The sequence below is a fragment of the Ruegeria sp. CH6 genome (genome assembly GCF_056537005.1).
The window spans coordinates 709,477-732,428 of the sequence record NZ_JBQFQS010000002.1 but is presented as its reverse complement, the minus strand read 5'-3'; the positions used below and the strand labels follow the sequence as shown (position 1 = coordinate 732,428).

Below are 22,952 nucleotides of genomic sequence, written 5' to 3'. Positions count from 1 at the left end.
TTACTTAAAGGCCACGAAAAAAGCCGTGCCCGCAGGCACGGCCAGTCGACAGGGAGGAAGTCTGCCCTCGACGGCTTGAGCCGCATTGAAGGCAAATTGACTATCGCAGCCAAAGGTTAAGTTTGTATGCTGGTCAAAGAGCGATGAAGTTTAGGACAGTAAATCCATGAGCGAGAACATATTTGTCGGCGGTGCAGGGCCGGACTACGGGCAAGCACAAGGGCTGACTTTGAAGTATGCAAACCGTCACGGTTTGATTGCGGGTGCAACGGGCACAGGCAAAACCGTAACGTTGCAAATCTTGGCCGAAGGTTTCTCGCAAGCTGGTGTTCCTGTGTTTCTAGCCGATGTCAAAGGGGATCTGTCTGGCCTTGCACGATCCGGCAGCGACCAACACAAGTTACACAAAGCTTTTATGGAGCGTGCAGATAGAATTGGGTTCACGGATTTTTCCTATTCTGCCTGCCCGGTGACATTCTGGGATCTGTTTGGCGAGCAGGGCCATCCGGTCCGCACGACAGTAACCGAGATGGGCCCATTACTGTTTTCCCGTTTGCTGGAACTGTCCGAAGCCCAGGAAGGGATTCTGAACATTGCATTTCGGGTTGCCGATGAAGAGGGAATGCCATTGCTGGATCTCAAAGATCTTCAGGCATTGCTGGTCTGGATCGGTGAAAATCGGGCACAACTTTCCCTGAGATACGGTAACGTATCGACAGCTTCGATTGGGGCGATACAACGGCGTTTGCTGGTTCTGGAAAACCAGGGTGGGAACCGTTTGTTTGGTGAGCCAGCCTTGGCCTTGTCCGATCTCATGCGAAAGGATGAAAACGGGCACGGGATGGTGAACATCCTGGCTTCGGATAAGTTGATGGGGGCACCGCGCCTCTATGCGACTTTCCTTCTTTGGTTGCTGAGCGAGCTGTTCGAAGAACTTCCCGAAGTTGGTGATCCCGACAAACCAAAACTGGTCTTCTTTTTTGACGAAGCACACTTGCTATTTGAGGATGCTCCCAAGGTTCTGGTCGATAAGGTTGAACAGGTGGCACGCCTGATCCGGTCAAAGGGGGTTGGGGTTTATTTCATTACCCAGAACCCGGCCGACATCCCCGAGGATATACTCGGTCAATTGGGTAACCGGGTTCAGCATGCGTTACGCGCCTTTACCGCGCGGGATCGCAAGAACCTACGGCTTGCGGCCGAAACCTATCGCGAGAATCCGGCCTTCGATACCGAGACTGCTATCCGGGAAGTAGGGGTCGGAGAAGCCGTGACGTCCATGCTTGAGAAAAAAGGTGTTCCGGGCATGGTTGAACGCACCCTTATTCGCCCTCCTGGGTCCCAGCTTGGGCCAATCACTGCAGCGGAACGTCAAGCTGTTCTCGATGCGTCTCCAATGGCGGGAAAGTATGACAAGCTGCTGGATCGGAAATCGGCGTTTGAGATTTTGCAGGCTAGAGCGAACCAGGCTGCGCAAGAGGCAGAGGTCGCGGAAGCTGACGAAGTAGTTGAACGGCAAAGTCCGATGGAACGGGAGTATTCGTCGGCTCGCCGATACACCGGTGGACGTGTTGGCCGATCAACATCAAGGGCGGTGCGCAAGAAAGACACTTTTGCCAGTGCAATGAGTGAAGCGGTGATAAAGGAACTCAAAGGCACCACAGGCCGCCGGATTGTGCGTGGCATTTTGGGCGGTTTGTTCAGAAACCGATAGAATTGGCGTTAAGCCCCGCTGAAACGAAACTGCGGGGCTTTTATCGCTTAGCGTTTGAGCCGCCTTTGGCCTTCTTGCCGACAGTAGTTATCCGCTTGAGTAACAGACATCTTAGTAGCAGGGTAATCGATTGCACGATCCCAAGTTACACGATCCAGACGATAGAGCTGGCAGGTGACGACACCTTGGGGTGTCTGAACTTGGACTGGAGTCGTTTCAAGGTCTTCCGGGCTGGGGATGCAGCCGGCCAAGGCTGCCAGAACGGGCAAAAGAGTGACGGATGTGGTGAATGGTTTTTTCATGAGTGTCTGCGTTCTTTTATGATGACCAGAGCCGATTGTTACGAAACGCCGATGATACTGAGTGAATTGGTTCGTTATATTGGAACGAACACGTTTACCGACGATGAACCCGTGTATAAAATTTTTTGTTTAGAATCAAGAAGCCGCGCCGAATTGAGACGCGGCTTTTAGTTTGTGGAGGTTTCCGGAACTATTTCTCCGGAATAAGGCCCCTTGGACTAAATCTGAGAACAACCAGCAATATCAGGCCCATGGTGAACAGGCGCATGTGGGCTGCGCTTTCGATCAGATGTGTCTTGAGTGCACTTCCGTCCGGCATTCCGGCTGTGATCAGGTTCATCAACCACAGCCCGATTGGTTCGACCTGAACCCAGAGGAACCAGATCAGAAATGCCCCCAGAACAGCACCGAAATTGTTGCCGGAGCCGCCGACAATCACCATGACCCAGACCAGGAAGGTAAAGCGCAATGGCTGGTATGCGCTTGGTGTCAGCTGCCCATCCAACGTGGTCATCATGGCACCCGCAATTCCACAAATGGCCGACCCCAGAACGAAAATCTGCAAGTGGCGACGGGTCACATCCTTGCCCATGGCTTCGGCGGCAACTTCGTTGTCACGGATTGCGCGCATCATTCGCCCCCAAGGGCTCTTCAACGCCATTTGAGCCATCCAGAGCAGAATGAGCAGGACAGCCAGGAACAACACCGAATATCCCAGTTTGACCGAGAGTGTGGAGGCTGTAACCGGATCCAGACCGAACCACGCTGCACGCTCAATGAAGCCCGGATCTTTTTGCAGCTCGATCTCATAGCCAACGACTGGGGATGGACGCGGGATGCCGTAGACATTCTTAACGCCCCGAGCCAACCAATCCTCGTTCTTCATGATGGCAATGATGATTTCGGCGATACCCAGTGTTGCGATTGCAAGATAGTCCGAGCGTAGCCCCAGCGCCGTTTTGCCGATCAACCATGCGGCACCAGCAGCCAACAATCCACCTGCAGGCCATGCCAGCAGAACCGGCAAGTTCAATCCGCCAATGTTGCCTTCCACCGCGGGATTGATTGCTTCGACTGCAGCAGCATTCGGATCAAAAATTGCACGGTAAACAAAGAAACCAACGATCAGAATACCTATGATCGACAGAGTCCGAACGCGTCCGCTGGGCAGTTTTTGCGCCACAAGAACAGCAGCTACAACCGTTGCGGCACCTAGCAGCAGCGCAAGGATGATTCCATAGCCGCCGGCAGACCATGCACCGGGGGTCGGTGGGGTGGAAACAAGAACCACACCAAGTCCGCCAAGGGCTACAAAGCCCATGACGCCGACGTTGAACAGGCCCGCAAAACCCCACTGAAGGTTAACGCCTATGGCCATGATGGCCGAGATCAGCCCCATGTTCAGGATCAGGATCGCGGTGTTCCAGCTTTGGGAAAAGCCGGTCACAAGAATAAGCGCACCGACCACTACGAATAGCAGAGTGTTTTTGGTCATCTCACTCATACCGCTTTCCCCTTGAACAGCCCCGTGGGCTTAAACAGAAGCACGATCAGCAGGATGACGAAGCTGACGGCAAATTTATAGTCCGTGGACAAGAACTGAACCAAGCCTGACGGTGCCAAACTTTCGGGTGCAATGTAGGTGAGGACTTTCTTCCACGCATAGGTGATCGTGACTTCCGAGAAAGCGATGATGAAACCTCCGGCGATGGCACCCAACGGATTACCCAGACCGCCGACAATAGCCGAAGCAAAGATTGGAAGCAGAAGCTGGAAATACACAAACGGCTTAAAGCTTTTGTCCAGCCCATACAGCACACCGGCGGTTGTCGCCAACGCTGCCACGATGATCCAGGTGATCATCACGACGCGTTCCGGGTTGATGCCCGAAAGCAGCGCCAGATCTTCGTTGTCGGAATAGGCACGCATGGATTTCCCGGTGCGTGTTTTGTTCAGGAACCAGAACAGCAAGGCGACCGAGACAACGGCGACGACGACGGTGATGCCCTGTGAGGTCTTGATCGCAAGTCCCTCGTTCAGGCCAGTCATCTTCTTGAAATCACGTGCGGATATCAGAAAACGCGCACCATCCGAAAAGCGCTGATCGTCGGGTCCGATGATAAAGCGAACAAGGCCGTTCATGATGAACATGACACCCATCGAAACAATGACCAATATGACTGGCTTGGCTTTCTGTTCACGATAGAAACGATAAACCAGTCTGTCTGTGATCAGGACAAGAATGATGCATCCAAGTATCGCGAATGGCAGGGCCAGCAATGCAGTGGGCAACGGGCCAAAGCTGACACCGGCGGCTTGCAGTCCCCAAGTGACAAGCACAGCAATCATGGCGCCAAACGCCATCGTGTCACCATGAGCAAAGTTGGAAAATCGCAGAATGCCGTAGATTAGAGTGACCCCCAGCGCCCCTAGGGCAAGCTGGGATCCGTAGGCGATTGCCGGCACCAGCACAAAGTTAGCAAGCGCGACAAGCGCGTTCAGTATGTCCATGTGACCTTCTCATTTTCTCGGGTGCGGCTTTATGGCATGCAGGCCGCCCGATACACAACAATCAGGTAGCGAATAACGCTGTTAAATCGGCAATTTTCTCATGTTTTTTCTGTCCCCCGCATCGTTAGGTTGAAAACTCGCATATCGATGCAGGGCCTGAAAATACAAAGGCCGAACAGAGTTCATATCCGTTCGGCCCAATCGTCGAAGTGATGAATATAACCAGACTACTTGTTGGTTACCGCGCAGTTTCCGCGTTCGTCATGCATCTGGCCACCTGACGTATGAACTGAGACCTTCCCGGTTTCGTCATTGACGGTATAGCCAACACTTCCGCCGGCAGAAATCGAGAGGAATTCGTGCGTTCCCAGTCCGGGGAAGACCAGAACTTCGATAACTTTACCCTGCTTAGTCACAGTACCCTTGGAATTCCCTTCGACCCGGTCCAGCGTGACTGGAATAACGGGATCGAGGGACGAGCACTTTCCCGCCTTGCAGATCTCGGTCAGCTGACATTCATAGACGAACCGACCTTTGGGAACATCCAGTGTCACGGACTGAGCGGCGACAGGAATAAATACGGCTGCAAGGGCGGCCAGGTGTTTCATTTTGCTTCTCCTGAAGTGGTCGCTTGTGGCATAGGCTGCTGCGACGTGGCACCAAAGAATCGTGAGTTTTTGACTCACGATTTTCGGCACCGGGGTAGGCGAGTAGGATCACAAAATCAAACGTTGAATCGTGTGTATCGAATTCAATTATTGGGTGAGTTGTTTTAAACCTCTTCACACGATCCGTGGTCGGTTCCGGCGTGAGGTCCTTTGACGGACAGGTCGTAGGTCATGTCCGAGAAATGCACGACAAAGGTCATCACATCACTTTCTTCGATATGGACGAAAGTCATGTTGCCAACACCTTTGAAGACCATTGCATCGCCCTCGATGTCCTTTGTCTCGATGCTGCCCTTGTCTCCTTCAGGAGCACGGTTCAGGCGGACTTCGCTGCCGTCACGATCTGATACACAGACAAAGTGACGTTCCTCTGCAGCTGCACCAGTCGCAAGAACAGCGGCAACAGCAGCCATGATCCAGGTTTTCATGTTGAGATTTCCTTAGTTTTATTGGTCTTGTTTCGCTTTGGCAGCATGTTCAAATTACATGTGTAGCCCGGATATCTTTTGTATCCGGACGATGCGGAACTAGTCAGGCATTGTGACGCCAATACAGCCTAACGGTGTCCAACTTCGGTTCGTGCGAAAATCTGCTTGTTCTTTTTTCCAGTTGGTCAAATCAATCAATTCAATGGTTTAGAATGTATGTTTGATCATCAAAACCATGAGCGCTGGTCAGGCGCCACATTGGAGACACAAAATCGGTCATAAACACGTTGGTTTGTTTGCTTTAAGGTGATTCAGCGCTGTCGCTAAAGCCAACCCATCACCAGGCTGAGTCTGTCTGACCTGTGAACTCCCCAGGCGCTTGCGCGATAATTCTCACTTACTCTCAACTAGGCGTGAGGCAAGACCGATAAGTCTTTGCGAAGGCAGTATTCTATCTACCTATGGTCGTGGCGCAGGGCATGTCCCGCCCCAGACAGGAACAAAGGGTCCCGGTCGATCACTCATCCGAACCGGACCCCATAAGGAAAGTAGAACTATGAAAAATACCATCTTGTTGCTCGCCGGTCTTGCCATGCCCACGATTGCTTTCGCCGCAACAAACGATCCGCTGAACGGAGCAGACTTCGTTGTGAACTGTGTGTCAGACAGCAATGGTGGTGCTGTGACGCTGGCACGGTCTGGGGCGACCGACAAAGGATTCATCGTAACCGATGACATCAAGGGCGAGGCGACAATTATTGCAGGTCTGAATTCACTGACCTTCCTGCACATCATGGACAAGGACGTCGTGACCTTTGTCGTGGATTTTGACAACCTCAACTACGACATGTCGATCAAAGGTCCGCATGCTGCGCAGGACTTTGGCTCTTGTGGTGATCCGGTGAGCTGATCGATGTTGGAACATCTGATAGTTCTCTAAGAAGCAAGGGGCTCGACGCATAAAATAGACCATCCAACCAAGGGCAGAAACTTGGTTCACTTCAGAGGAAAGTAATGGAATTCGTTAGCTACTAATCTCACATGAACCAAAATAGGTCGATGCGATATTCTTAGCGAGCGTTAAGTGACTGGTCAAAATTGCTTTCTTACTGGGCATCAGTGTTATATGCGTGGAGCCATATCCATTGCTAGATGAAATGATAATGTATGGAGTATTCTCGTAGGCTTCGTATTTGTTCGCCACGCCGACCGTTTGGCTTCCGTTCGGATGGGTGACCAAAGCCCTATTAGAAACTCCATCGACAAAGACGGACACAACTGTGCTTTCTTGTCGACAAGAAACGCCGGTTTGAAAAACTTCCCGCGCGAAACAGTGTTCTATGAATTTGCATTCGATTCTCATGGGGCCTGGTGTCGATGGCTCTAGTAGATCTTTTGACCCAGCGGAGGTACAAAGGACAATGGCTAGTATCGACGATGCTAGCAGAGCTTTGGTAAGCTCAGAGTTGGCAGAGCCTAACCTCATATTTACCCGCCCAAGAAACTCTTTCGAACCTCCGGATCAGCCAGCAGTTCCTTACCCGTTCCAGTATAAGCATTCCGTCCCTGAACCAGCACATATCCTTTGTCGGCGATCTCCAGCGCCTGGCGTGCGTTCTGTTCAACCATCAGGATCGGCAGGCCAGTGCGGGACACCTCAATGATCCGATCAAACAGTTCATCCATCACGATGGGTGACACACCGGCGGTCGGTTCGTCCAACATCAGCACCTTGGGCTGAGTCATCAGTGCGCGGCCCACAGCAACCTGTTGGCGCTGACCGCCCGACAGTTCTCCGGCCGCCTGATTGCGCTTGTCGCGCAGGATGGGGAAGAGGTCATAGACCTGCTCCATCGTCTGGCTGATATCATCGCGACGGATGAAAGCGCCCATCTCGAGGTTTTCCTCGACCGTCATGGACGTAAAGATATTCTGCGTTTGCGGAACGAACCCCATGCCTTTGATCACACGGTCCTGAGGGCTGAGGTTAGTGATATCCTCGCCATCCAGACGCACCGAACCTGCACGGACGTCCAGCATCCCGAAGACAGCTTTCATAGCGGTCGATTTGCCAGCGCCGTTCGGGCCCACGATCACCGCAATCTCACCTTTGTCCACGGCGATGGTGCAGTCGTGCAGAATGTCGGGGCCTTTGCCATAGCCACCCGTCATCGTGTCACCGATCAGGAAGGGACCGCCGCCAACATAGTGTGTTTCACCGCTTACGCGATGCGCGGGTGTCATTGTTCCGACGCCCTGAGTGTTGGTGATCGAGGCGTCCTTGTTCCCGTGATCGTCCTGATAGGGATTGTCGCTCATGCCTCCGCCTCCAGCTTATCTTTGTTCTTAAGGCCGGTGCCCAGATAGGCTTCGATCACGTGCTCATTCGCCTTGATTTCGTCCAGAGTGCCTTCGGCCAGCACTTTGCCTTCAGCCATACAGATGACCGGGTCACAGATCTTGCCGATGAAATCCATGTCGTGTTCGATGACGACGAAGGTATAGCCACGTTCCTTGTTCAGACGCAGGATCGTGTCGGCGATTGTCATCAGCAGGGTGCGGTTCACGCCCGCGCCAACTTCGTCCAGAAATACGATCTTGGCGTCGACCATCATGGTGCGGCCCAACTCAAGCAGTTTTTTCTGACCGCCCGAGACCTGACCCGCCTTGTGGTCGGCCAGATGTTCGATTGTCAGGAATTCCAGCACCTCGTCTGCTTTGGCCTTCAGCGCACGCTCTTCATCTGCGATGCGTTTGCGGCCGAACCAGGTATTCCAGAGCGATTCACCAGATTGAGCGCCAGGGACCATCATCAGGTTCTCGCGGCAGCTCATCGATGAAAACTCGTGCGCGATCTGGAACGTACGCAGCAGACCTTTATGAAACAGATCATGCGGGGGCAGGCCAGTGATATCCTCGCCATCCATGAACACCTTGCCGCTGGTGGGTGGAAGCACCCCGGCGATGACATTGAACAGAGTGGTTTTTCCGGCCCCGTTGGGCCCGATGAGCCCGGTGATCGAACCCTTTTCGATTTCCAGCGATGCACCATCCACCGCGTGAAAACCGCCGAAATGCTTATGCACGTCCTCGACGACGATCATATGTTCCCCTGGCCACTTTTGCGGCGCTTTGCTGAATTGCCCCATCCCCCCGAAAGAGGTGCGGTCTTTTGTCATTGAAACAGCCCGGACACAAGGCCCGGGCTGCTTGGTATTATGAAGAAAACGGTCGGATCAACGGAAGTTGACGGTCTTGTTCTCGCCGTCAGTGACTTCGATCTCACGATAAGAACCCGCGCTTTCACCGGGGCCGATCAACTCAACGCCCGATGCGCCGACATAGTCGATGTCCTGACCTGCGGCCAGAAGCTCCAGACCTTTCGCCAATTCACCCGGATAGATCTTTTCACCCGGAGCGTTGGCGACGTCCATGATCTTGGCGCCGTACTCAGCCGGGCTGGTCGAACCTGCGGCCTGCATGGCCAGCATGAACAGAGCGGCGGCGTCGTAAGACTCAGGCGAGTAAGGCGACGAACCGTCGAAACCTGCGGCTTCGGCCATTGCGAAGTACTTTTCAGCACCTTCGCCACCCGAACCTGCGATCTGACCAAACGAACCATCGAGGTCCGGACCAACATTTGCAGGCAGCGAGTCACCGATCATGCCACCAGGCAGACCGAATGTATCAAACGCACCGCTGTCCAGCGACGACTGGATGATGCCCAGACCACCCTGATCCAGATAACCTGCGACAACCAGAATATCGCCACCGGCCGATGCCAAGGCACCAACTTCGGCCGAATAGTCGGCTTTGCCATCTTCATGTGCAGCTGTGATGGTTACTTCACCACCGGCTGCCTCGAACGAGCTTTTGATCGCGTCGGCCAGACCCTTGCCGTAGTCGTTGTTGGTGTATGTCAGGGCGATCGAGTTGATGCCGCGATCTTTCAGAATGTCAGCCATAACCTGACCTTCACGCGCATCCGACGGTGCGGTGCGGAAGAACAGGCCGTTGTCTTCCATAGTCGACAGGCCAGGTGACGTCGCCGATGGCGAGATCATGACCATGCCGTTTGGAATCGCAACGTTCTGCAGGATCGCACCAGTTACGCCCGAGCAGTCACCACCGATGATGCCGGCAACGCCGTCCGCGATCATGCGTTCACCGTTCGATGTTGCCAGACCGTTGTCGATGCAGCCGGTGTCAGCACGCGAAGCGGTTACGGTCGTGCCATCCAGCAGTTTGCCGGATTCGGTAACTTCGGCGATTGCCAACTCGGCGCCGGAACCCATTGCCGGGGCCAGCGATTCAATCGGACCGGTAAAGCCAAACAGTACGCCCAGTTTGACGTCTTCAGCCATCGCGGTGCCGGCCAGAAGAGCGGTTGCTGCAGTTGCAGTAAGCAGCTTTTTCATATGGTTACTCCCTAATTGGAACGTATTCGTTCTGCGCACGACCCTAGGCAAGCTGTCCGGAAAAGAAAAGTCCTAACGAAAAAGTGCTTTTGTGGGCCATAACTCTATTTGTTTTGATGGGTTTGCCCGATGATGGCGGCGAACATCCGGTATTGGAGAGCAACGATGATCAGAGTTTGCGCGATTCTAGTTCTGCTGGTGATATCCGGAGGTATCAGGGCTGATGTACTTCAAACTTCAGCCGGTTCTGTTCGTGTAACAGAAATGCTGGGTGGCTTGGATACGCCATGGGCCATAGGCATTCTGCCAGACGAGAGCTTTCTGGTCACCGAGCGGGAAGGCGAATTACTATATGTGAAGGACGGTAAGTCTCAGCGTGTGTCAGGTGTGCCGAAAGTTGCGGCATCTGGGCAGGGCGGATTGCTGGATGTCACGATCGCCCGGGATTTTTCGAATAGTCGGGAGATCTTCCTGACCTATTCCAAGCGTCAGAGTAGTGGTGCCGGGACTACTGTTGCTGTGGCGCGATTGTCTGATAATGGAAAGAGGCTTACCAACCTGCGCGTGATCTTCGAAGCAGTGCCAGGCGGGTCTGGTGGTCGTCATTTCGGTTCGCGCGTCGTGGAAGCAAATGACGGGTCACTGTTCGTCACGCTGGGTGAACGTGGAGACCGACCAGCTGCGCAGGACAAATCAAATCATATGGGCACCGTCATCAGGATCAATCGGGACGGAACAATCCCGCCTGACAATCCATTTGTTGGCGACCCCAGCGCGCGACCAGAAATCTGGTCATACGGGCACCGAAACCCTCAGGGCGCGGGACTTGATGCGCGGGGCAGGTTGTGGGTCTCAGAACATGGCGCGCAGGGTGGGGATGAGGTCAATCTTGTGCAGCCCGGTCTCAACTATGGCTGGCCGGTCATTTCATATGGCAAACACTATTCTGGCCAAAAGATTGGTGAGGGCACATCCAAACCGGGGATGGAGCAACCCGAATTCTATTGGGATCCCTCCATCGCTCCATCAGGCTTGTTGGTGTATTCGGGCAAACTCTGGCCGCAGTGGAAAGGCGATATTTTCGTGGGATCTCTGAAATTCGACTACATTTCCCGTCTTGCTGGCAGTCCATTACGCGAAGTCGAGCAGATCAAAGGCGCTGAGACGGAACGCGTGCGCGATATCGTCGAAGCACCTGATGGATCGATCTGGTTTATTTCTGTGGGGCAGGGTGCCGTCTACCGACTGACACCCGGATAGTTCGCGACAAAGTCAGACAGACAAGCGCCCGCCCTGAGTTCCACGCTCACGATACGGAGTCGTGTTGTAGTGCGCGCGGTAGCATTTCGAAAAATGCGACGGGCTTGCAAAACCACAGGCCAGTGCCACGTTGATAACGCTCATGTCGGTTTGCATCAGCAGGTTCCGAGCCTTATGCAGGCGAAGTTCCATGTAATAGCGCTTGGGTGAGCGGCTGAGATAACGGCGGAAAAGACGTTCCAGCTGGCGCGTGGACATACCGACATCTTTGGCAAGAATTGAAGGCGAGATCGGCTCCTCGATATTCTTCTCCATCATCAGGATAACCTGACTGAGTTTCGGATGACGTACGCCAATCCGAGTCGGTGTTGACAGGCGCTGCGTGTCCTGATCGGTCCTGATCGAAGAATAGATCATCTGATCCGCAACCGCGTTTGCCAGATCTTCGCCGTAATCGTTGGCAATCAACTTGAGCATCAGGTCGATCGACGATGTTCCGCCTGCGGTGGTCATCCGGTTGCCATCAATCTGAAAGACCGATTTGGTCAGTTCGACGGTGTCAAATTCCTCTGAGAAACTATCGGAGTTCTCCCAGTGAATCGTCGCTTTCTTACCCTCCAGCAGTCCGGCCTTTGCCAGAGTGTAGGCAGCCGTACAAAGACCGCCGATTTTGATCCCCTTGCGGGCTTCTCGACGTAGCCAGTTCAGAATCTTCTTGGTCGTGGCTGCCTGCACATCGACCCCGCCGCAGACCAGAATAACATCATCACGCTGAAGTTCGGACAGGTCCGTGTCGAGCTTGAAAGTGGTTCCAGCAGAACAATGAACGACGTCTCCGCCTTCTCCGGCCAAAGTCCATGTATAGATCGGGCGATCGGACATACGATTAGCAATGCGCAAGCTGTCCAAAGCTGACGCGAATGACAAAAGCGAAAACTTGTCCAGCAGGACAAAGACGAAATTAAGCGGCTTTGCCGCGCTGCTGTCCACAGTGACAACTTGGCGTTGCTCTTGCATGGCGAACTGTCCTTGATTCGGCGACCGCTGCTCTTTAGCTGCGACGGATTTGCCAGACAACATGCTCAAAGCTTGTTTGCCCAGTCAAGAGGCGCAAATGAGATATGGTCACTCTGTAATGCATTTTGTATAGAGGCACCCTGAAATACCTCAGCGGAGATCAAAGCTATGACCGAGTGGCAAAAATCGAACTGGCGCAACAAGCCCCGAGTTCAGATGCCCGATTATACCGACGCGGCCGCACTGGCCAAAGTCGAGGCTCAGCTTTCGCAGTATCCCCCGCTGGTCTTTGCTGGCGAAGCGCGGCGCCTGAAGCAACATCTGGGTGCCGCTGGTCGCGGCGAGGCCTTCCTGCTGCAGGGTGGGGATTGTGCCGAAAGCTTTGAACAGTTCAGCGCAGATGCAATCCGCGACACCTTTAAGGTGATGCTGCAGATGGCGATGGTTCTGACTTATGGCGCAAAGGTGCCTGTGGTCAAAGTCGGCCGTATGGCAGGGCAGTTCGCCAAGCCGCGCAGCGCACCGACCGAGGTCGTGGATGGTGTAGAGCTGCCCAGCTATCGTGGTGACATCATTAACGAACTGGCCTTCACACCCGAGGCGCGTATTCCGAACCCGGGCAAGATGTTGCAGGCCTACACGCAGGCTGCTGCTACACTGAACCTGCTGCGTGCATTCTCGACCGGTGGTTTCGCGGATATGAGCCGAGTGCATTCATGGACGCTTGGCTTTACCGATGAACAGGATGTTCAGAAGTATTCCGAGATTGCTGACCGGATTCAGGACACGATCGATTTCATGGGTGCGGCTGGCATTACGGCGGACACAACTCATGAGTTTTCGACCGTAGAATTCTACACCAGCCATGAAAGCCTTCTGCTGGAATACGAAGAGGCGTTGACCCGTCTTGATTCGACCTCCGGCAATTGGCTGGCAGGTTCGGGTCATATGATCTGGATCGGTGACCGTACTCGTCAGCCAGATGGTGCACATGTCGAGTTCTGCCGCGGCGTTCTGAACCCGATTGGCCTGAAATGTGGTCCGACAACTACTGCCGAAGACCTCAAGGTCCTTATGTCCAAACTGAACCCGGAGAACGAAGAGGGTCGTCTGACTCTGATCGCACGTTTCGGCGCTGGCAAAGCAGGTGAGCATCTGCCGCGCCTGATCAAGGCTGTTAAGGAAGAGGGCGCGAAAGTTACCTGGGTCTGTGATCCGATGCATGGCAACACCATCAAATCGGCCACGGGCTACAAGACGCGCCCCTTCGACTCGGTGTTGCGCGAAGTGCGTGACTTCTTTGGTGTGCACCAGGCCGAGGGCACGATCCCCGGCGGTGTGCATTTCGAGATGACCGGTCTGGACGTGACCGAATGCACCGGCGGCGTACGTGCTGTTACCGAAGAAGATCTGTCGGATCGTTACCACACTGCCTGCGATCCGCGCCTAAACGCGACGCAGTCACTCGAACTGGCCTTCTTGGTCGCCGAAGAGCTGACCAATCTGCGGCGGGATCGCAGCAAGCGCGCTGCTAGCTAAGTCGACTGACAAAATTTTGAAACGGCGGGAAATGTGCCCGCCGTTTTTTCTTGCTTAGTCGTCCCGCGAAACAACAAGGCGAAGGTGGTTAGCGGGCCTGGCGAAATCAGCCTTTTCCTCCGCAAAGCCTGCCGGCTCTGTGGGCCTGGGGTTGGCTGGAGTATGAAGATCTGCCATAGGTTTCGTCCGGATGTCTTCGATTGCGAAACGTCGTGGTGTCGCTCCGATCGCGCCATCGCTGATCATGACGCCCAATACTCGGCTCACATCCCCCAGATCGCTTTTCAACGGCAACAGTATCATACGGGCCTGCAGTCGCGTACGGCCAAGTTTTCCTGATGAGTTCAATCCCAGTTCTGCGATAGCTGGCGACGCGAAAACCTGTTCCAGCGCGTCTTTGACGTCCGAGCGCGCGCTTGGTTCAAAAAATGCCGTCAGGGGCATGCCGCGTACCTCCATGCCAGCAAGCTGGTTCAGATGACTGCCTGCCAGCCGAAAGCGCGCGAGGCCGGGTGCTATCCTTTCCAGAATGAAGGTGTATTGCAGAATGTTCTCCAGCCCGCGCGGGTCAATCTGCGAACGCATCGGCACGCCATCGCCTGTCAGCAATGCCGTCCAATACGCTTCGGCCTGTCGGATGGGTGACAGGCTGCGACCACTGTCAAAGCGATCCATTGCAACGATCTTTCCAAATTTCGACCCGGAACCATTCCCGAAAAAGGTTTTCATTTTGCCACCCTCATGTCGATTGACCACCATTTTCATAAAATGCTCCGCATTGGGCGGAGAGGCAGCCAACCCGTCATCGTGACCGACAGATTGACACGGGTTTATTCAAAATTGGAGCAAATCTTTAATGAATGGTTAACTTCTGGTGATGAATTGCAGCGACAGTGAGTCTTGCCCTATCGCCCCGGATGGCATTAGGTGCGGCAAGCAAGCGTGTCGCAGGCAAAAAAGGAAAGGGCAGTCATGATCAGATCCATGACCGGGTTCGCCTCGGGCAAAGGAGAGTTCGGACCTCACAGTTGGACCTGGGAACTGCGCAGTGTGAACGGCAAGGGGCTGGACATGCGGTTGCGTGTCCCTGAATGGCTGACCGGGCTTGAGACAGCGTTGCGGGCGGAGATGTCGAAGTCGCTGAGCCGGGGTAACGTGACTTTGTCCCTGCGGCTGAGCAGAGAAGAAACAGCGACAGAGCTTAAACTCAACGAAGCAGCGATGACTGCAGCTTTAAGGGCGTTGGTGCAGACGCAAGTAATGGCTGAAGAACATAGCGTGGAACTGAGCCAACCCTCGGCGGCTGAACTGATTGCCATCAAAGGTATGTTGGACTCGGGCGGTGAACTGGATGACCCAGCACCTTTGGTTCAGGAGTTGAAGTCAGAGTTTGGTGGTCTGCTGGCAGCCTTTCTGGATATGCGTCAAACCGAAGGTAAGGCGTTGTCGACTGTTCTGAACGGACAACTGGATCTCATTTCCGAACTGACCAGCCAAGCCGCCGCGCTGGCCGAAAAGCGCAAAGACCTGATGGCAGAAACGCTGCGCGACAACCTCGCGCGCGTGCTGGAAAACGCGCAGGGCGTTGATCCGGATCGTGTTGCGCAGGAACTGGCCCTGATCGCTGTCAAGGCTGACATCACTGAAGAAATTGATCGTCTGGCGACGCATGTAACCGCGGCACGTGCTTTGCTGTCGCAAGAGGGGCCGGTTGGACGAAAGCTGGATTTCCTAATGCAGGAGTTCAATCGAGAGGCCAATACCTTGTGTTCCAAATCTCAGAATGCCGAACTGACTGCGGTGGGGTTGGAGCTCAAAGCGGTCATAGATCAGTTGCGCGAACAAGTGCAGAACGTTGAATAAATACGGGAAAGACTAACGATGGCGGATCGCCGAGGCCTACTTATCATTCTGTCTTCACCCTCGGGCGCTGGGAAATCCACCCTGGCCAAAAGGTTGATGAAATGGGACCCTGAGCTTGAGTTCTCGGTTTCGGCCACCACCCGGGCTCCGCGTCCGGGAGAGGAACACGGCCGCGAGTATTATTTCCTGAGTGAGGATGAGTTCAAACAGCAGGTTGCTGACGGACAGATGCTGGAACACGCCCATGTGTTCGGCAATTTTTACGGCTCACCAGCCGGTCCCGTGCGCTCATCAATCACCAGCGGTAGGGACGTCTTGTTCGATGTCGATTGGCAAGGTGAGGTCCAAATCCGCAATTCGGAGCTTGGCAAACACGCGTTGTCGATCTTCATCTTGCCCCCATCGATCCGCGAGCTTCGCCGTCGGCTGGAAACGCGCGGACAAGACAGCGAAGATGTGATTTCAAAGCGCATGCTCAAAAGCTGGGACGAGATCAGTCACTGGGGCTACTATGACTACGTACTGATCAATGATGATCTGGATGCTACCGAAGCCAAACTAAAAACCATCGTGAGTGCTGAGCGGATGCGCCGGATTCAACAACCGGACCTGCAAAATCACGTTCGTGCACTGCAAAATGAGTTCGAGGCCCTGTCATGACTGTTTATGCGCTTGGTGAGCATGCCCCTCAGATCCACGAAGATACTTGGGTCGCGCCAGATGCGAACCTTGTCGGCAAAGTCGTGATGGAGCAGGGGGCTTCGGTCTGGTTTGGCTGCACGATCCGCGCTGATCATGAGGAAATTCGTGTCGGGGAAGGCAGCAACGTTCAGGAAAACTGCGTTATGCATATCGATGCCGGGTTTCCGTTGACCATCGGTAAGAACTGCACCATTGGGCATAAGGTCATGCTGCATGGCTGCACGATTGGCGACAATACTCTGATCGGTATGGGCGCTATCGTACTGAACGGTGCAAAGATCGGTAAGAACTGCCTGATCGGGGCCGGGGCTCTGATAACAGAAGGTAAGGAAATCCCTGACAACTCCTTGGTCATGGGGTCGCCGGGTAAGGTCGTCAGGCAGCTTGATGAGGCCGCCGCCCAGCGCATTACGTTCAGTGCGCTGCACTATCAGGACAACATGCGCAAGTTTCGGGACACTCTCAAACCCGTCACATGAGCAAGCCATCTCAGAGGATTGATCCATGACCGGCGATCTGTTGAACGAAGTCGTCTCGGCCATTCCGATGCCTGCTCTGATGGTTGATCAGACTGAACGGATTATTGCCACCAACACTGATTCAAGGACACTGCTGGGCCAGAATATCGTTGGCCGTCATTTTGCGACAATTCTTCGCCAACCTCAGGTAATCGACGCAATTGAGCAAAGCCTGCGCTCTAAAGGCACTGCCAAAGCGCGGCATCTGTCGAATGATGGTGCTCAGGACACAACGTTTGAGATTCAGTGCCGGTATATGAAAGGGGTTGGTGCCGTTGAAGGTGGTGCGGTGCTGGCGACGTTTCAGGACGTCACGCACCTTGAGCAGGCAAGCCAGATGCGGCGGGATTTTGTCGCAAATGTCAGCCATGAGTTGCGTACCCCTCTGACCGCATTGATGGGCTTTATCGAAACTCTGCGTGGCCCTGCCCGAGAGGACGTCAACGCACGTGAGCGATTTCTTCAGATCATGAACGACGAAGCCAACCGGATGAACAGGCTGGTTGGTGATTTGCTGTCATTGAACCGCGTCGAAAGCGAAGAGCGGGTTCGACCGAAAGAGCAGCTGGAGCTTACAGGTCTGCTGGAATCGACCCTCAATTCACTGCGCCCTCTGGCTGATGATGCCGGAGTTGTCTTGAAGTTGAACGCGCCGGATGCGCCGATTTCACTGGTTGGTGACAGCGATCAACTGCGTCAGGTTTTTACCAATCTGATTGAGAATGCGATCAAGTATGGTGGTAGCGGCGGCAGTGTTGACGTGTTGGTGACTATTTCTGAACGCGATGCTGCAATGCGCGGACCTGCTGTTCGGGTCCAGATAGTGGACAAGGGACCGGGCATCGATGCGGTGCATCTGCCCAGGTTGACCGAGCGATTCTACCGTGCTGACAGTCACAGATCCCGAGAACTGGGTGGGACCGGGCTTGGGCTGGCGATCGTGAAGCATATTGTGAATCGTCACCGCGGGCGACTTCGCGTGGAAAGCGATCTTGGGAAAGGTTCAGTCTTTACAGTGATTTTGCCACGCTGAAGGACAGGTTTTGATCCGTTCGCCGATCACCTTACCCGTCGTCAAGTTAAGAAAACCTAAGAAATTCGTGAGTTGTCATAAAACCGTTACGTATGTGTCACAAAAGGCTTACGCGCGGTACTTAGGGGTGCCGACAAGATCATCATGGGGGTGATCAATGTATATCATTACCAAGGAGACTGAGATGTCCTTTGTGAAACTGTCGGCTTCGGCGCTTGCTATCGCTGCCGTATCGGCCACCGCTGCTGCTGCTCGTGACCAAGTACAGGTTGCTGGTTCCTCGACCGTTCTGCCCTACGCGTCGATCGTTGCTGAAGCCTTCGGTGAGAACTTTGACTTCCCGACACCGGTTGTTGAATCGGGTGGTTCTTCGGCAGGCCTGAAGCGTTTCTGCGAAGGTGTTGGCGAAAACACCATCGACGTTGCAAACGCCTCGCGCGCTATCCGTGAAAAAGAAATCAAAGCTTGTGCCGAAAACGGCGTAACCGACATCATCGAAGTTCAGATCGGTTATGACGGCATCGTTTTCGCATCCGACATCAATGGCAACTCGTTCGAGTTCACCCCGGAAGACTGGTACAAAGCTCTGTCCGCTCAGATCGTTGTTGACGGCCAACTGGTCGACAACCCGAACAAAACCTGGGCCGACGTGAACCCTGCGTTCCCGGCGCAGCCTATCGCAGCATTCATCCCGGGCACCAAGCACGGCACCCGTGAAGTGTTCGAAGACAAAGTGATCCTGGCTGGTTGTGAGCATCTGGGTGACTTTGACGCCTATCTCGCAGCTGCAGAAGGCGACAGCGACAAAGCCAAGAAGAAAGCGGCTGAGAAAGCCTGTATCGCTCTGCGCACCGACGGCGTTTCGGTCGACATCGACGGCGACTACACTGAAACTCTGGCCCGCATCGACAGCAACAAGGACGGCATCGGCGTCTTTGGTCTGGCGTTCTATGAGAACAACACCGACAAGCTGCAGGTTGCGACCATGTCGGACGTTGTTCCTTCGACCGAATCCATTGCTTCGGGTGAATACCCGGTTTCGCGCCCGCTGTTCTTCTACGTGAAGAAAGCCCACATCGGCGTGATCCCCGGCCTGAAAGAATATGCCGAGTTCTTCGTCGCTGACGAGATCGCTGGCCCCGATGGTCCGCTGGCAGAATACGGCCTGGTATCTGACCCTGAGCTGGTCAAGGTACAGGAAGCTGTTGCCAACGAAACCGTTCTGGGCGGCGGTTCCTAATCACCCTTGCTAACGGAACCGGGGCGATTTATGCGCGCCCCGGTTCTTTTTGACTCCAAGTCTGCCATTCCTACGGAGTTCTCATGGCGTTATCCTGGCTGTTGCTTATCCTGCTTGCGCTGGCAGTGATTGGATACTTTGCGGGTCGATCCCGCGCTCTGGCAAGTGTGGGAGGTGACACCCGCGATTTGCACTCTCTGCCATCCTACTATGGCTACAACGTTGCGCTAACAGCACTGGTTCCGGCTTTGGGCGTGTTGATCATCTGGCTCTTGGTGCAGCCGATGATCGTGAACAGCACAGTATCCGGCCTTATTCCTGATCAGGCGATCCCCGAAGGTTCAGATCGCGGCTTGGTCATGAGCGAGGTGCGCCGTGTGGCTTATGGTCTGGAAGGTGCCGTTGCGAGCGGTGCAATGACCGAAACACAGGCGCAGGACGGCAGCGCAGATATCGAGACCCTGACCAAAACGCTGAAAGATGCAGGACAGGTTCTGACACAGGATATTACGCAGCCCATTTTGGTGGCGGCGCAAAAGTTCCGCAGCATGACATCAACCGGCAAGGTTGCGATGCAAGTCGTCGTACTGGCTCTGGCGCTGCTTGGTGCGGCCTTTGCTTATGTGCGTACGCACAAGGAGTTCCGGGCCCGCAATGTGGTCGAGCAGGGCGTTCTGGCGCTGTTACTGCTGGCCGCGTCAATCGCGATCCTGACCACGGTCGGCATTGTTTTGTCGATGCTGTTTGAGACCATGAACTTTTTCCAGCTGCATTCGTGGAAGGACTTCTTCTTCGGCAGCACCTGGGCCCCGAACTTCCGCGGAGGCAGTGAGCTGTCGATCCTGCCACTGCTGTGGGGGACACTGTATATCTCGGTAATCGCATTGCTGGTGGCCGTGCCGATCGGCCTCTTTGCCGCGATTTACCTTTCCGAATATGCATCGGGCGCGACACGGTCTATCGCCAAGCCCTTACTTGAAATTCTCGCCGGTATCCCGACCATCGTTTATGGTCTTTTCGCGTTGCTGACCGTTGGTCCGGCACTCGTGTCGATGTTTGGCCAAGGCGGCACGCTGGGCGTCAGCTGGATGGCCAGTTCCAACGCAGTTCTGACCGCCGGGCTGGTGATGGGGATCATGCTGATCCCGTTTGTGTCATCTCTGTCGGATGATATCATCAACGCCGTGCCACAATCCATGCGCGATGGTTCGCTGGGTCTTGGCGCAACCCATTCCGAAACCGTGCGTAGTGTAATCCTGCCAGCAGCGCTGCCGGGTATCGTCGGAGCGGTTCTGCTGGCCGCCAGCCGCGCCATCGGTGAAACCATGATCGTTGTTATGGCTGCTGGAGCAATTGCCAAGTTCTCGGGCAACCCGTTCGAGGCTATGACCACAATCACGACGCGGATCGTGAGCCAGTTGACCGGGGACACTGACTTTGCCAGCCCCGAAACGCTGGTCGCATTTGCGCTGGGTCTGACCCTGTTCATCATCACGCTGGGGCTGAACATCTTCGCCCTCTACATCGTACGCAAATACCGGGAGCAGTACGAATGACCGATATTTCCCAAACACCTGGCGCTGCTCCGACCGCTAAACCTAAGAGTGGTTCGCTGTTCGAAAAGGACGCGCGCACTAAGCGGCGTAACGCGGCTGAAAGCCGATTCAAGATGTACGGTATCGCCGCCATCGGTATCGGGCTGCTGATGCTGATCGTGCTGGTGACGAACATCGTGACCGCTGGCACCGGGGCCTTTCAGCAAACCTATCTTGAACTGGATGTCGACCTGAAAGCTGACAAGCTGGACAAGAAAGGCAATCGCAACATCGAGGACATCAAAAAGGTTTCGACCTTCGGTTATGCGCCTCTGATCGCCTCTGCACTGGAATCCGAAGTTGCAAAACTTGGTATTCAGACCGATTTGTCGGCCAAAGACATGGGCAAAATCCTATCCAAAGCAGCCCAAGCTGAGTTGCGGAACTACGTCATCGCCAACCCTGATGAGATCGGCAAGACGGTCAGCTTCCGTTTTCTGACGAACAGCCGCGTTGATGGCTACATGAAAGGCCGCGTAACTCGCGAGTCGATCGCGAACGACAAGAGTATCTCGGTCGAACAACTTGATTTCGTTGATCAGTTGCGGGATGCCGGTGTTCTGTACAAGGCTTTCAACCCAGACTTTATCCTTGGTGCTGATGCCTCCGACCAACGGCCCGAGGCTGCGGGGATCGGTGTGTCCATGCTGGGTTCGCTGTTCATGATGTTTGTGGTTCTGGCGCTGGCGTTGCCGATTGGCGTTGCGGCCTCGATCTACCTTGAGGAATTTGCGCCGCAGAACCGCCTGACGGACATCATCGAGGTCAACATCTCGAACCTGGCTGCTGTGCCGTCCATCGTATTCGGTATTCTGGGTCTGGCCGTATTCATCAACTACATGCACCTGCCGACGTCCGCGCCGCTGGTCGGTGGTCTGGTGCTGACGCTGATGACCTTGCCGACGATCATCATCTCGACCCGTGCGTCGCTCAAGGCGGTTCCGCCGTCGATCAGAGATGCGGCGCTTGGGGTAGGAGCCTCGAAAATGCAGGCCGTTTTCCACCATGTTCTGCCGCTGGCCGCGCCCGGTATTCTGACCGGTACCATCATTGGTCTGGCGCAAGCGTTGGGGGAAACCGCTCCGCTGTTGCTGATCGGGATGGTGGGCTTTATCGCCTCGAACCCGCCCGATGGCATCGTTGCAGGCTTCCTGTCGCCAAACTCGGCCATGCCGGCGCAGATATACGAATGGTCCAAGCGTGCCGACCCGGCCTTTTATGAACGCGCATGGGGGGGCATCATCATTTTGTTGATCTTCCTCGTCACAATGAACACGATTGCGGTCATCCTGCGCCGCCGCTTCGAACGCCGCTGGTAAGTGGAGGCTAAAATGAACGACATGTCACGAGTGGAGAGAACTGTGGACTCCAAAGATATTAAGATCGCCGCGAAGAACGTTCAGGTCTACTATGGCGATACCCACGCCATCAAAGATGTAGACGTGGAAATCGAAGACAAGACGGTTACCGCCTTCATCGGTCCTTCGGGCTGCGGCAAGTCAACGTTCCTGCGTTGTCTGAACCGGATGAATGACACCATCGACATCTGCCGTGTCAAAGGGGATATCCTGCTGGATGGTGAGGATATCTATGACAAGCGAGTTGACCCGGTGCAGTTGCGGGCGAAGGTTGGCATGGTATTCCAAAAGCCAAACCCGTTTCCGAAGTCGATTTACGACAATGTAGCCTATGGTCCGCGCATTCATGGCCTTGCCAAGAACAAGGCGGAACTGGATGAGATCGTTGAAAAATCTCTGCGCCGAGGTGCGATCTGGGATGAGGTAAAGGATCGCCTCGACGCTCCGGGAACCGGATTGTCCGGTGGTCAGCAGCAACGTCTTTGCATCGCACGCGCCGTGGCAACCGCGCCCGAAGTTCTGCTCATGGACGAGCCATGCTCAGCGCTTGATCCGATCGCAACCGCTCAGGTCGAAGAACTGATTGATGAACTGCGCGAACGCTACTCGGTGGTGATCGTGACCCACTCGATGCAGCAGGCCGCGCGCGTCAGCCAAAAAACCGCGTTCTTCCACTTGGGCAATCTGGTCGAGTTTGGCGAAACCGGTCAGATCTTCACAAATCCGGTCGATCCTCGCACGGAAAGCTACATTACAGGCCGTATCGGCTGAACACAGGTATTCAGA

Annotated in this window: 21 protein-coding genes; 12 read left to right on the top strand and 9 right to left on the bottom strand. The window is 54.7% G+C overall.

The window, feature by feature from the left end; genetic code table 11:
- Positions 1 to 166: 166 nt before the first annotated feature.
- Positions 167 to 1,714 (top strand): helicase HerA-like domain-containing protein, encoded by a 1,548-nt coding sequence (locus ACR0CW_RS07965; protein WP_480787374.1) that lies wholly within the window; start codon positions 167 to 169, stop codon positions 1,712 to 1,714.
- A gap of 492 nt (positions 1,715 to 2,206) precedes the next feature.
- Here the strand turns inward: ACR0CW_RS07965 and ACR0CW_RS07960 are convergent, their stop codons facing one another.
- From ACR0CW_RS07960 to ACR0CW_RS07945, 4 genes are all read right to left on the bottom strand, one after another.
- Positions 2,207 to 3,520: a branched-chain amino acid ABC transporter permease gene (locus tag ACR0CW_RS07960; RefSeq protein WP_155143148.1), complete on the bottom strand. Its 1,314-nt coding sequence runs from the start codon at positions 3,518 to 3,520 to the stop codon at positions 2,207 to 2,209.
- The gene (locus ACR0CW_RS07955; protein WP_155143149.1) at positions 3,517 to 4,527 is read right to left on the bottom strand and encodes a branched-chain amino acid ABC transporter permease; all 1,011 of its coding nucleotides are present in this window, start codon (positions 4,525 to 4,527) and stop codon (positions 3,517 to 3,519) included. Before ACR0CW_RS07955 ends, ACR0CW_RS07960 begins: the two co-directional genes overlap by 4 nt.
- Before the next feature lie 227 nt (positions 4,528 to 4,754).
- Positions 4,755 to 5,135: a hypothetical protein gene (locus ACR0CW_RS07950; RefSeq protein ID WP_480787373.1), complete on the bottom strand. Its 381-nt coding sequence runs from the start codon at positions 5,133 to 5,135 to the stop codon at positions 4,755 to 4,757.
- 164 nt (positions 5,136 to 5,299) lie between these two features.
- Positions 5,300 to 5,623 (bottom strand): hypothetical protein, encoded by a 324-nt coding sequence (locus tag ACR0CW_RS07945; protein WP_155143151.1) that lies wholly within the window; start codon positions 5,621 to 5,623, stop codon positions 5,300 to 5,302.
- 556 nt (positions 5,624 to 6,179) lie between these two features.
- Here ACR0CW_RS07945 and ACR0CW_RS07940 point away from each other — a divergent pair.
- The gene (locus ACR0CW_RS07940; RefSeq protein ID WP_480787372.1) at positions 6,180 to 6,533 is read left to right on the top strand and encodes a hypothetical protein; all 354 of its coding nucleotides are present in this window, start codon (positions 6,180 to 6,182) and stop codon (positions 6,531 to 6,533) included.
- A gap of 578 nt (positions 6,534 to 7,111) precedes the next feature.
- On the opposite strand, the gene ACR0CW_RS07935 is transcribed toward ACR0CW_RS07940, so the two are convergent.
- From ACR0CW_RS07935 to ACR0CW_RS07925, 3 genes are all read right to left on the bottom strand, one after another.
- Complete coding sequence (locus ACR0CW_RS07935; protein ID WP_155143153.1) at positions 7,112 to 7,942, bottom strand: ABC transporter ATP-binding protein; 831 nt, start codon at positions 7,940 to 7,942, stop codon at positions 7,112 to 7,114.
- Positions 7,939 to 8,727 carry an ABC transporter ATP-binding protein gene (locus tag ACR0CW_RS07930; RefSeq protein ID WP_155143154.1) on the bottom strand — a complete coding sequence of 263 codons (789 nt, stop codon included), beginning with the start codon at positions 8,725 to 8,727 and terminating at the stop codon, positions 7,939 to 7,941. Before ACR0CW_RS07930 ends, ACR0CW_RS07935 begins: the two co-directional genes overlap by 4 nt.
- A 132-nt stretch (positions 8,728 to 8,859) precedes the next feature.
- Complete coding sequence (locus tag ACR0CW_RS07925; RefSeq protein ID WP_480787371.1) at positions 8,860 to 10,041, bottom strand: ABC transporter substrate-binding protein; 1,182 nt, start codon at positions 10,039 to 10,041, stop codon at positions 8,860 to 8,862.
- Positions 10,042 to 10,206: 165 nt separating this feature from the next.
- Here ACR0CW_RS07925 and ACR0CW_RS07920 point away from each other — a divergent pair, with 165 nt between their 5' ends.
- Entirely contained in the window at positions 10,207 to 11,301 is a 1,095-nt protein-coding gene (locus ACR0CW_RS07920; protein WP_480787370.1) for a PQQ-dependent sugar dehydrogenase, read from the top strand.
- A 12-nt stretch (positions 11,302 to 11,313) separates the two neighbouring features.
- On the opposite strand, the gene ACR0CW_RS07915 is transcribed toward ACR0CW_RS07920, so the two are convergent.
- The gene (locus tag ACR0CW_RS07915; RefSeq protein WP_155143157.1) at positions 11,314 to 12,318 is read right to left on the bottom strand and encodes a GlxA family transcriptional regulator; all 1,005 of its coding nucleotides are present in this window, start codon (positions 12,316 to 12,318) and stop codon (positions 11,314 to 11,316) included.
- A gap of 168 nt (positions 12,319 to 12,486) precedes the next feature.
- On the opposite strand from ACR0CW_RS07915, the gene ACR0CW_RS07910 reads away from it, so the two are divergent.
- Positions 12,487 to 13,857, top strand: coding sequence for a class II 3-deoxy-7-phosphoheptulonate synthase (locus ACR0CW_RS07910; protein WP_170330374.1), 1,371 nt, complete (start codon positions 12,487 to 12,489; stop codon positions 13,855 to 13,857).
- 54 nt (positions 13,858 to 13,911) lie between these two features.
- Here the strand turns inward: ACR0CW_RS07910 and ACR0CW_RS07905 are convergent, their stop codons facing one another.
- On the bottom strand, positions 13,912 to 14,586 hold the full coding sequence (locus tag ACR0CW_RS07905; RefSeq protein WP_480787369.1) for a PAS domain-containing protein: 675 nt from the start codon (positions 14,584 to 14,586) through the stop codon (positions 13,912 to 13,914).
- Between the two features lie 243 nt (positions 14,587 to 14,829).
- Here ACR0CW_RS07905 and ACR0CW_RS07900 point away from each other — a divergent pair, with 243 nt between their 5' ends.
- The 8 genes from ACR0CW_RS07900 (at position 14,830) to pstB (ending at position 22,937) form a co-directional block, all read left to right on the top strand.
- Positions 14,830 to 15,720 (top strand): YicC/YloC family endoribonuclease, encoded by an 891-nt coding sequence (locus ACR0CW_RS07900; RefSeq protein WP_480787368.1) that lies wholly within the window; start codon positions 14,830 to 14,832, stop codon positions 15,718 to 15,720.
- 18 nt (positions 15,721 to 15,738) lie between these two features.
- Positions 15,739 to 16,380 carry a guanylate kinase gene (gmk, locus tag ACR0CW_RS07895; protein ID WP_155143161.1) on the top strand — a complete coding sequence of 214 codons (642 nt, stop codon included), beginning with the start codon at positions 15,739 to 15,741 and terminating at the stop codon, positions 16,378 to 16,380.
- Positions 16,377 to 16,901 (top strand): gamma carbonic anhydrase family protein, encoded by a 525-nt coding sequence (locus ACR0CW_RS07890; RefSeq protein ID WP_480787367.1) that lies wholly within the window; start codon positions 16,377 to 16,379, stop codon positions 16,899 to 16,901. Before gmk ends, ACR0CW_RS07890 begins: the two co-directional genes overlap by 4 nt.
- Positions 16,902 to 16,926: 25 nt before the next feature.
- Entirely contained in the window at positions 16,927 to 17,973 is a 1,047-nt protein-coding gene (locus tag ACR0CW_RS07885) for a sensor histidine kinase (protein WP_480787366.1), read from the top strand.
- A gap of 184 nt (positions 17,974 to 18,157) precedes the next feature.
- Positions 18,158 to 19,213 (top strand): substrate-binding domain-containing protein, encoded by a 1,056-nt coding sequence (locus tag ACR0CW_RS07880; RefSeq protein WP_155143164.1) that lies wholly within the window; start codon positions 18,158 to 18,160, stop codon positions 19,211 to 19,213.
- 83 nt (positions 19,214 to 19,296) lie between these two features.
- Positions 19,297 to 20,769 (top strand): phosphate ABC transporter permease subunit PstC, encoded by a 1,473-nt coding sequence (gene pstC / locus ACR0CW_RS07875; RefSeq protein ID WP_480787365.1) that lies wholly within the window; start codon positions 19,297 to 19,299, stop codon positions 20,767 to 20,769.
- Positions 20,766 to 22,127, top strand: a complete 1,362-nt coding sequence (gene pstA, locus ACR0CW_RS07870) for a phosphate ABC transporter permease PstA (protein ID WP_480787364.1) — start codon at positions 20,766 to 20,768, stop codon at positions 22,125 to 22,127. The genes pstC and pstA overlap by 4 nt, the downstream gene beginning before the upstream one ends.
- Before the next feature lie 12 nt (positions 22,128 to 22,139).
- On the top strand, positions 22,140 to 22,937 hold the full coding sequence (gene pstB, locus ACR0CW_RS07865) for a phosphate ABC transporter ATP-binding protein PstB (protein WP_155143167.1): 798 nt from the start codon (positions 22,140 to 22,142) through the stop codon (positions 22,935 to 22,937).
- Positions 22,938 to 22,952: the final 15 nt, after the last annotated feature.

What these genes read in the sequence shown, in the direction of transcription:
- ACR0CW_RS07965 (WP_480787374.1), top strand. Translation starts at nt 167, where the DNA reads ATGAGCGAGAACATATTTGTCGGCGGTGCAGGGCCGGACTACGGGCAA.
- ACR0CW_RS07960 (WP_155143148.1), bottom strand. Translation starts at nt 3,520, where the DNA reads ATGAGTGAGATGACCAAAAACACTCTGCTATTCGTAGTGGTCGGTGCG.
- ACR0CW_RS07955 (WP_155143149.1), bottom strand. Translation starts at nt 4,527, where the DNA reads ATGGACATACTGAACGCGCTTGTCGCGCTTGCTAACTTTGTGCTGGTG.
- ACR0CW_RS07950 (WP_480787373.1), bottom strand. Translation starts at nt 5,135, where the DNA reads ATGAAACACCTGGCCGCCCTTGCAGCCGTATTTATTCCTGTCGCCGCT.
- ACR0CW_RS07945 (WP_155143151.1), bottom strand. Translation starts at nt 5,623, where the DNA reads ATGAAAACCTGGATCATGGCTGCTGTTGCCGCTGTTCTTGCGACTGGT.
- ACR0CW_RS07940 (WP_480787372.1), top strand. Translation starts at nt 6,180, where the DNA reads ATGAAAAATACCATCTTGTTGCTCGCCGGTCTTGCCATGCCCACGATT.
- ACR0CW_RS07935 (WP_155143153.1), bottom strand. Translation starts at nt 7,942, where the DNA reads ATGAGCGACAATCCCTATCAGGACGATCACGGGAACAAGGACGCCTCG.
- ACR0CW_RS07930 (WP_155143154.1), bottom strand. Translation starts at nt 8,727, where the DNA reads ATGATCGTCGTCGAGGACGTGCATAAGCATTTCGGCGGTTTTCACGCG.
- ACR0CW_RS07925 (WP_480787371.1), bottom strand. Translation starts at nt 10,041, where the DNA reads ATGAAAAAGCTGCTTACTGCAACTGCAGCAACCGCTCTTCTGGCCGGC.
- ACR0CW_RS07920 (WP_480787370.1), top strand. Translation starts at nt 10,207, where the DNA reads ATGATCAGAGTTTGCGCGATTCTAGTTCTGCTGGTGATATCCGGAGGT.
- ACR0CW_RS07915 (WP_155143157.1), bottom strand. Translation starts at nt 12,318, where the DNA reads ATGCAAGAGCAACGCCAAGTTGTCACTGTGGACAGCAGCGCGGCAAAG.
- ACR0CW_RS07910 (WP_170330374.1), top strand. Translation starts at nt 12,487, where the DNA reads ATGACCGAGTGGCAAAAATCGAACTGGCGCAACAAGCCCCGAGTTCAG.
- ACR0CW_RS07905 (WP_480787369.1), bottom strand. Translation starts at nt 14,586, where the DNA reads ATGAAAACCTTTTTCGGGAATGGTTCCGGGTCGAAATTTGGAAAGATC.
- ACR0CW_RS07900 (WP_480787368.1), top strand. Translation starts at nt 14,830, where the DNA reads ATGATCAGATCCATGACCGGGTTCGCCTCGGGCAAAGGAGAGTTCGGA.
- gmk (WP_155143161.1), top strand. Translation starts at nt 15,739, where the DNA reads ATGGCGGATCGCCGAGGCCTACTTATCATTCTGTCTTCACCCTCGGGC.
- ACR0CW_RS07890 (WP_480787367.1), top strand. Translation starts at nt 16,377, where the DNA reads ATGACTGTTTATGCGCTTGGTGAGCATGCCCCTCAGATCCACGAAGAT.
- ACR0CW_RS07885 (WP_480787366.1), top strand. Translation starts at nt 16,927, where the DNA reads ATGACCGGCGATCTGTTGAACGAAGTCGTCTCGGCCATTCCGATGCCT.
- ACR0CW_RS07880 (WP_155143164.1), top strand. Translation starts at nt 18,158, where the DNA reads ATGTCCTTTGTGAAACTGTCGGCTTCGGCGCTTGCTATCGCTGCCGTA.
- pstC (WP_480787365.1), top strand. Translation starts at nt 19,297, where the DNA reads ATGGCGTTATCCTGGCTGTTGCTTATCCTGCTTGCGCTGGCAGTGATT.
- pstA (WP_480787364.1), top strand. Translation starts at nt 20,766, where the DNA reads ATGACCGATATTTCCCAAACACCTGGCGCTGCTCCGACCGCTAAACCT.
- pstB (WP_155143167.1), top strand. Translation starts at nt 22,140, where the DNA reads ATGAACGACATGTCACGAGTGGAGAGAACTGTGGACTCCAAAGATATT.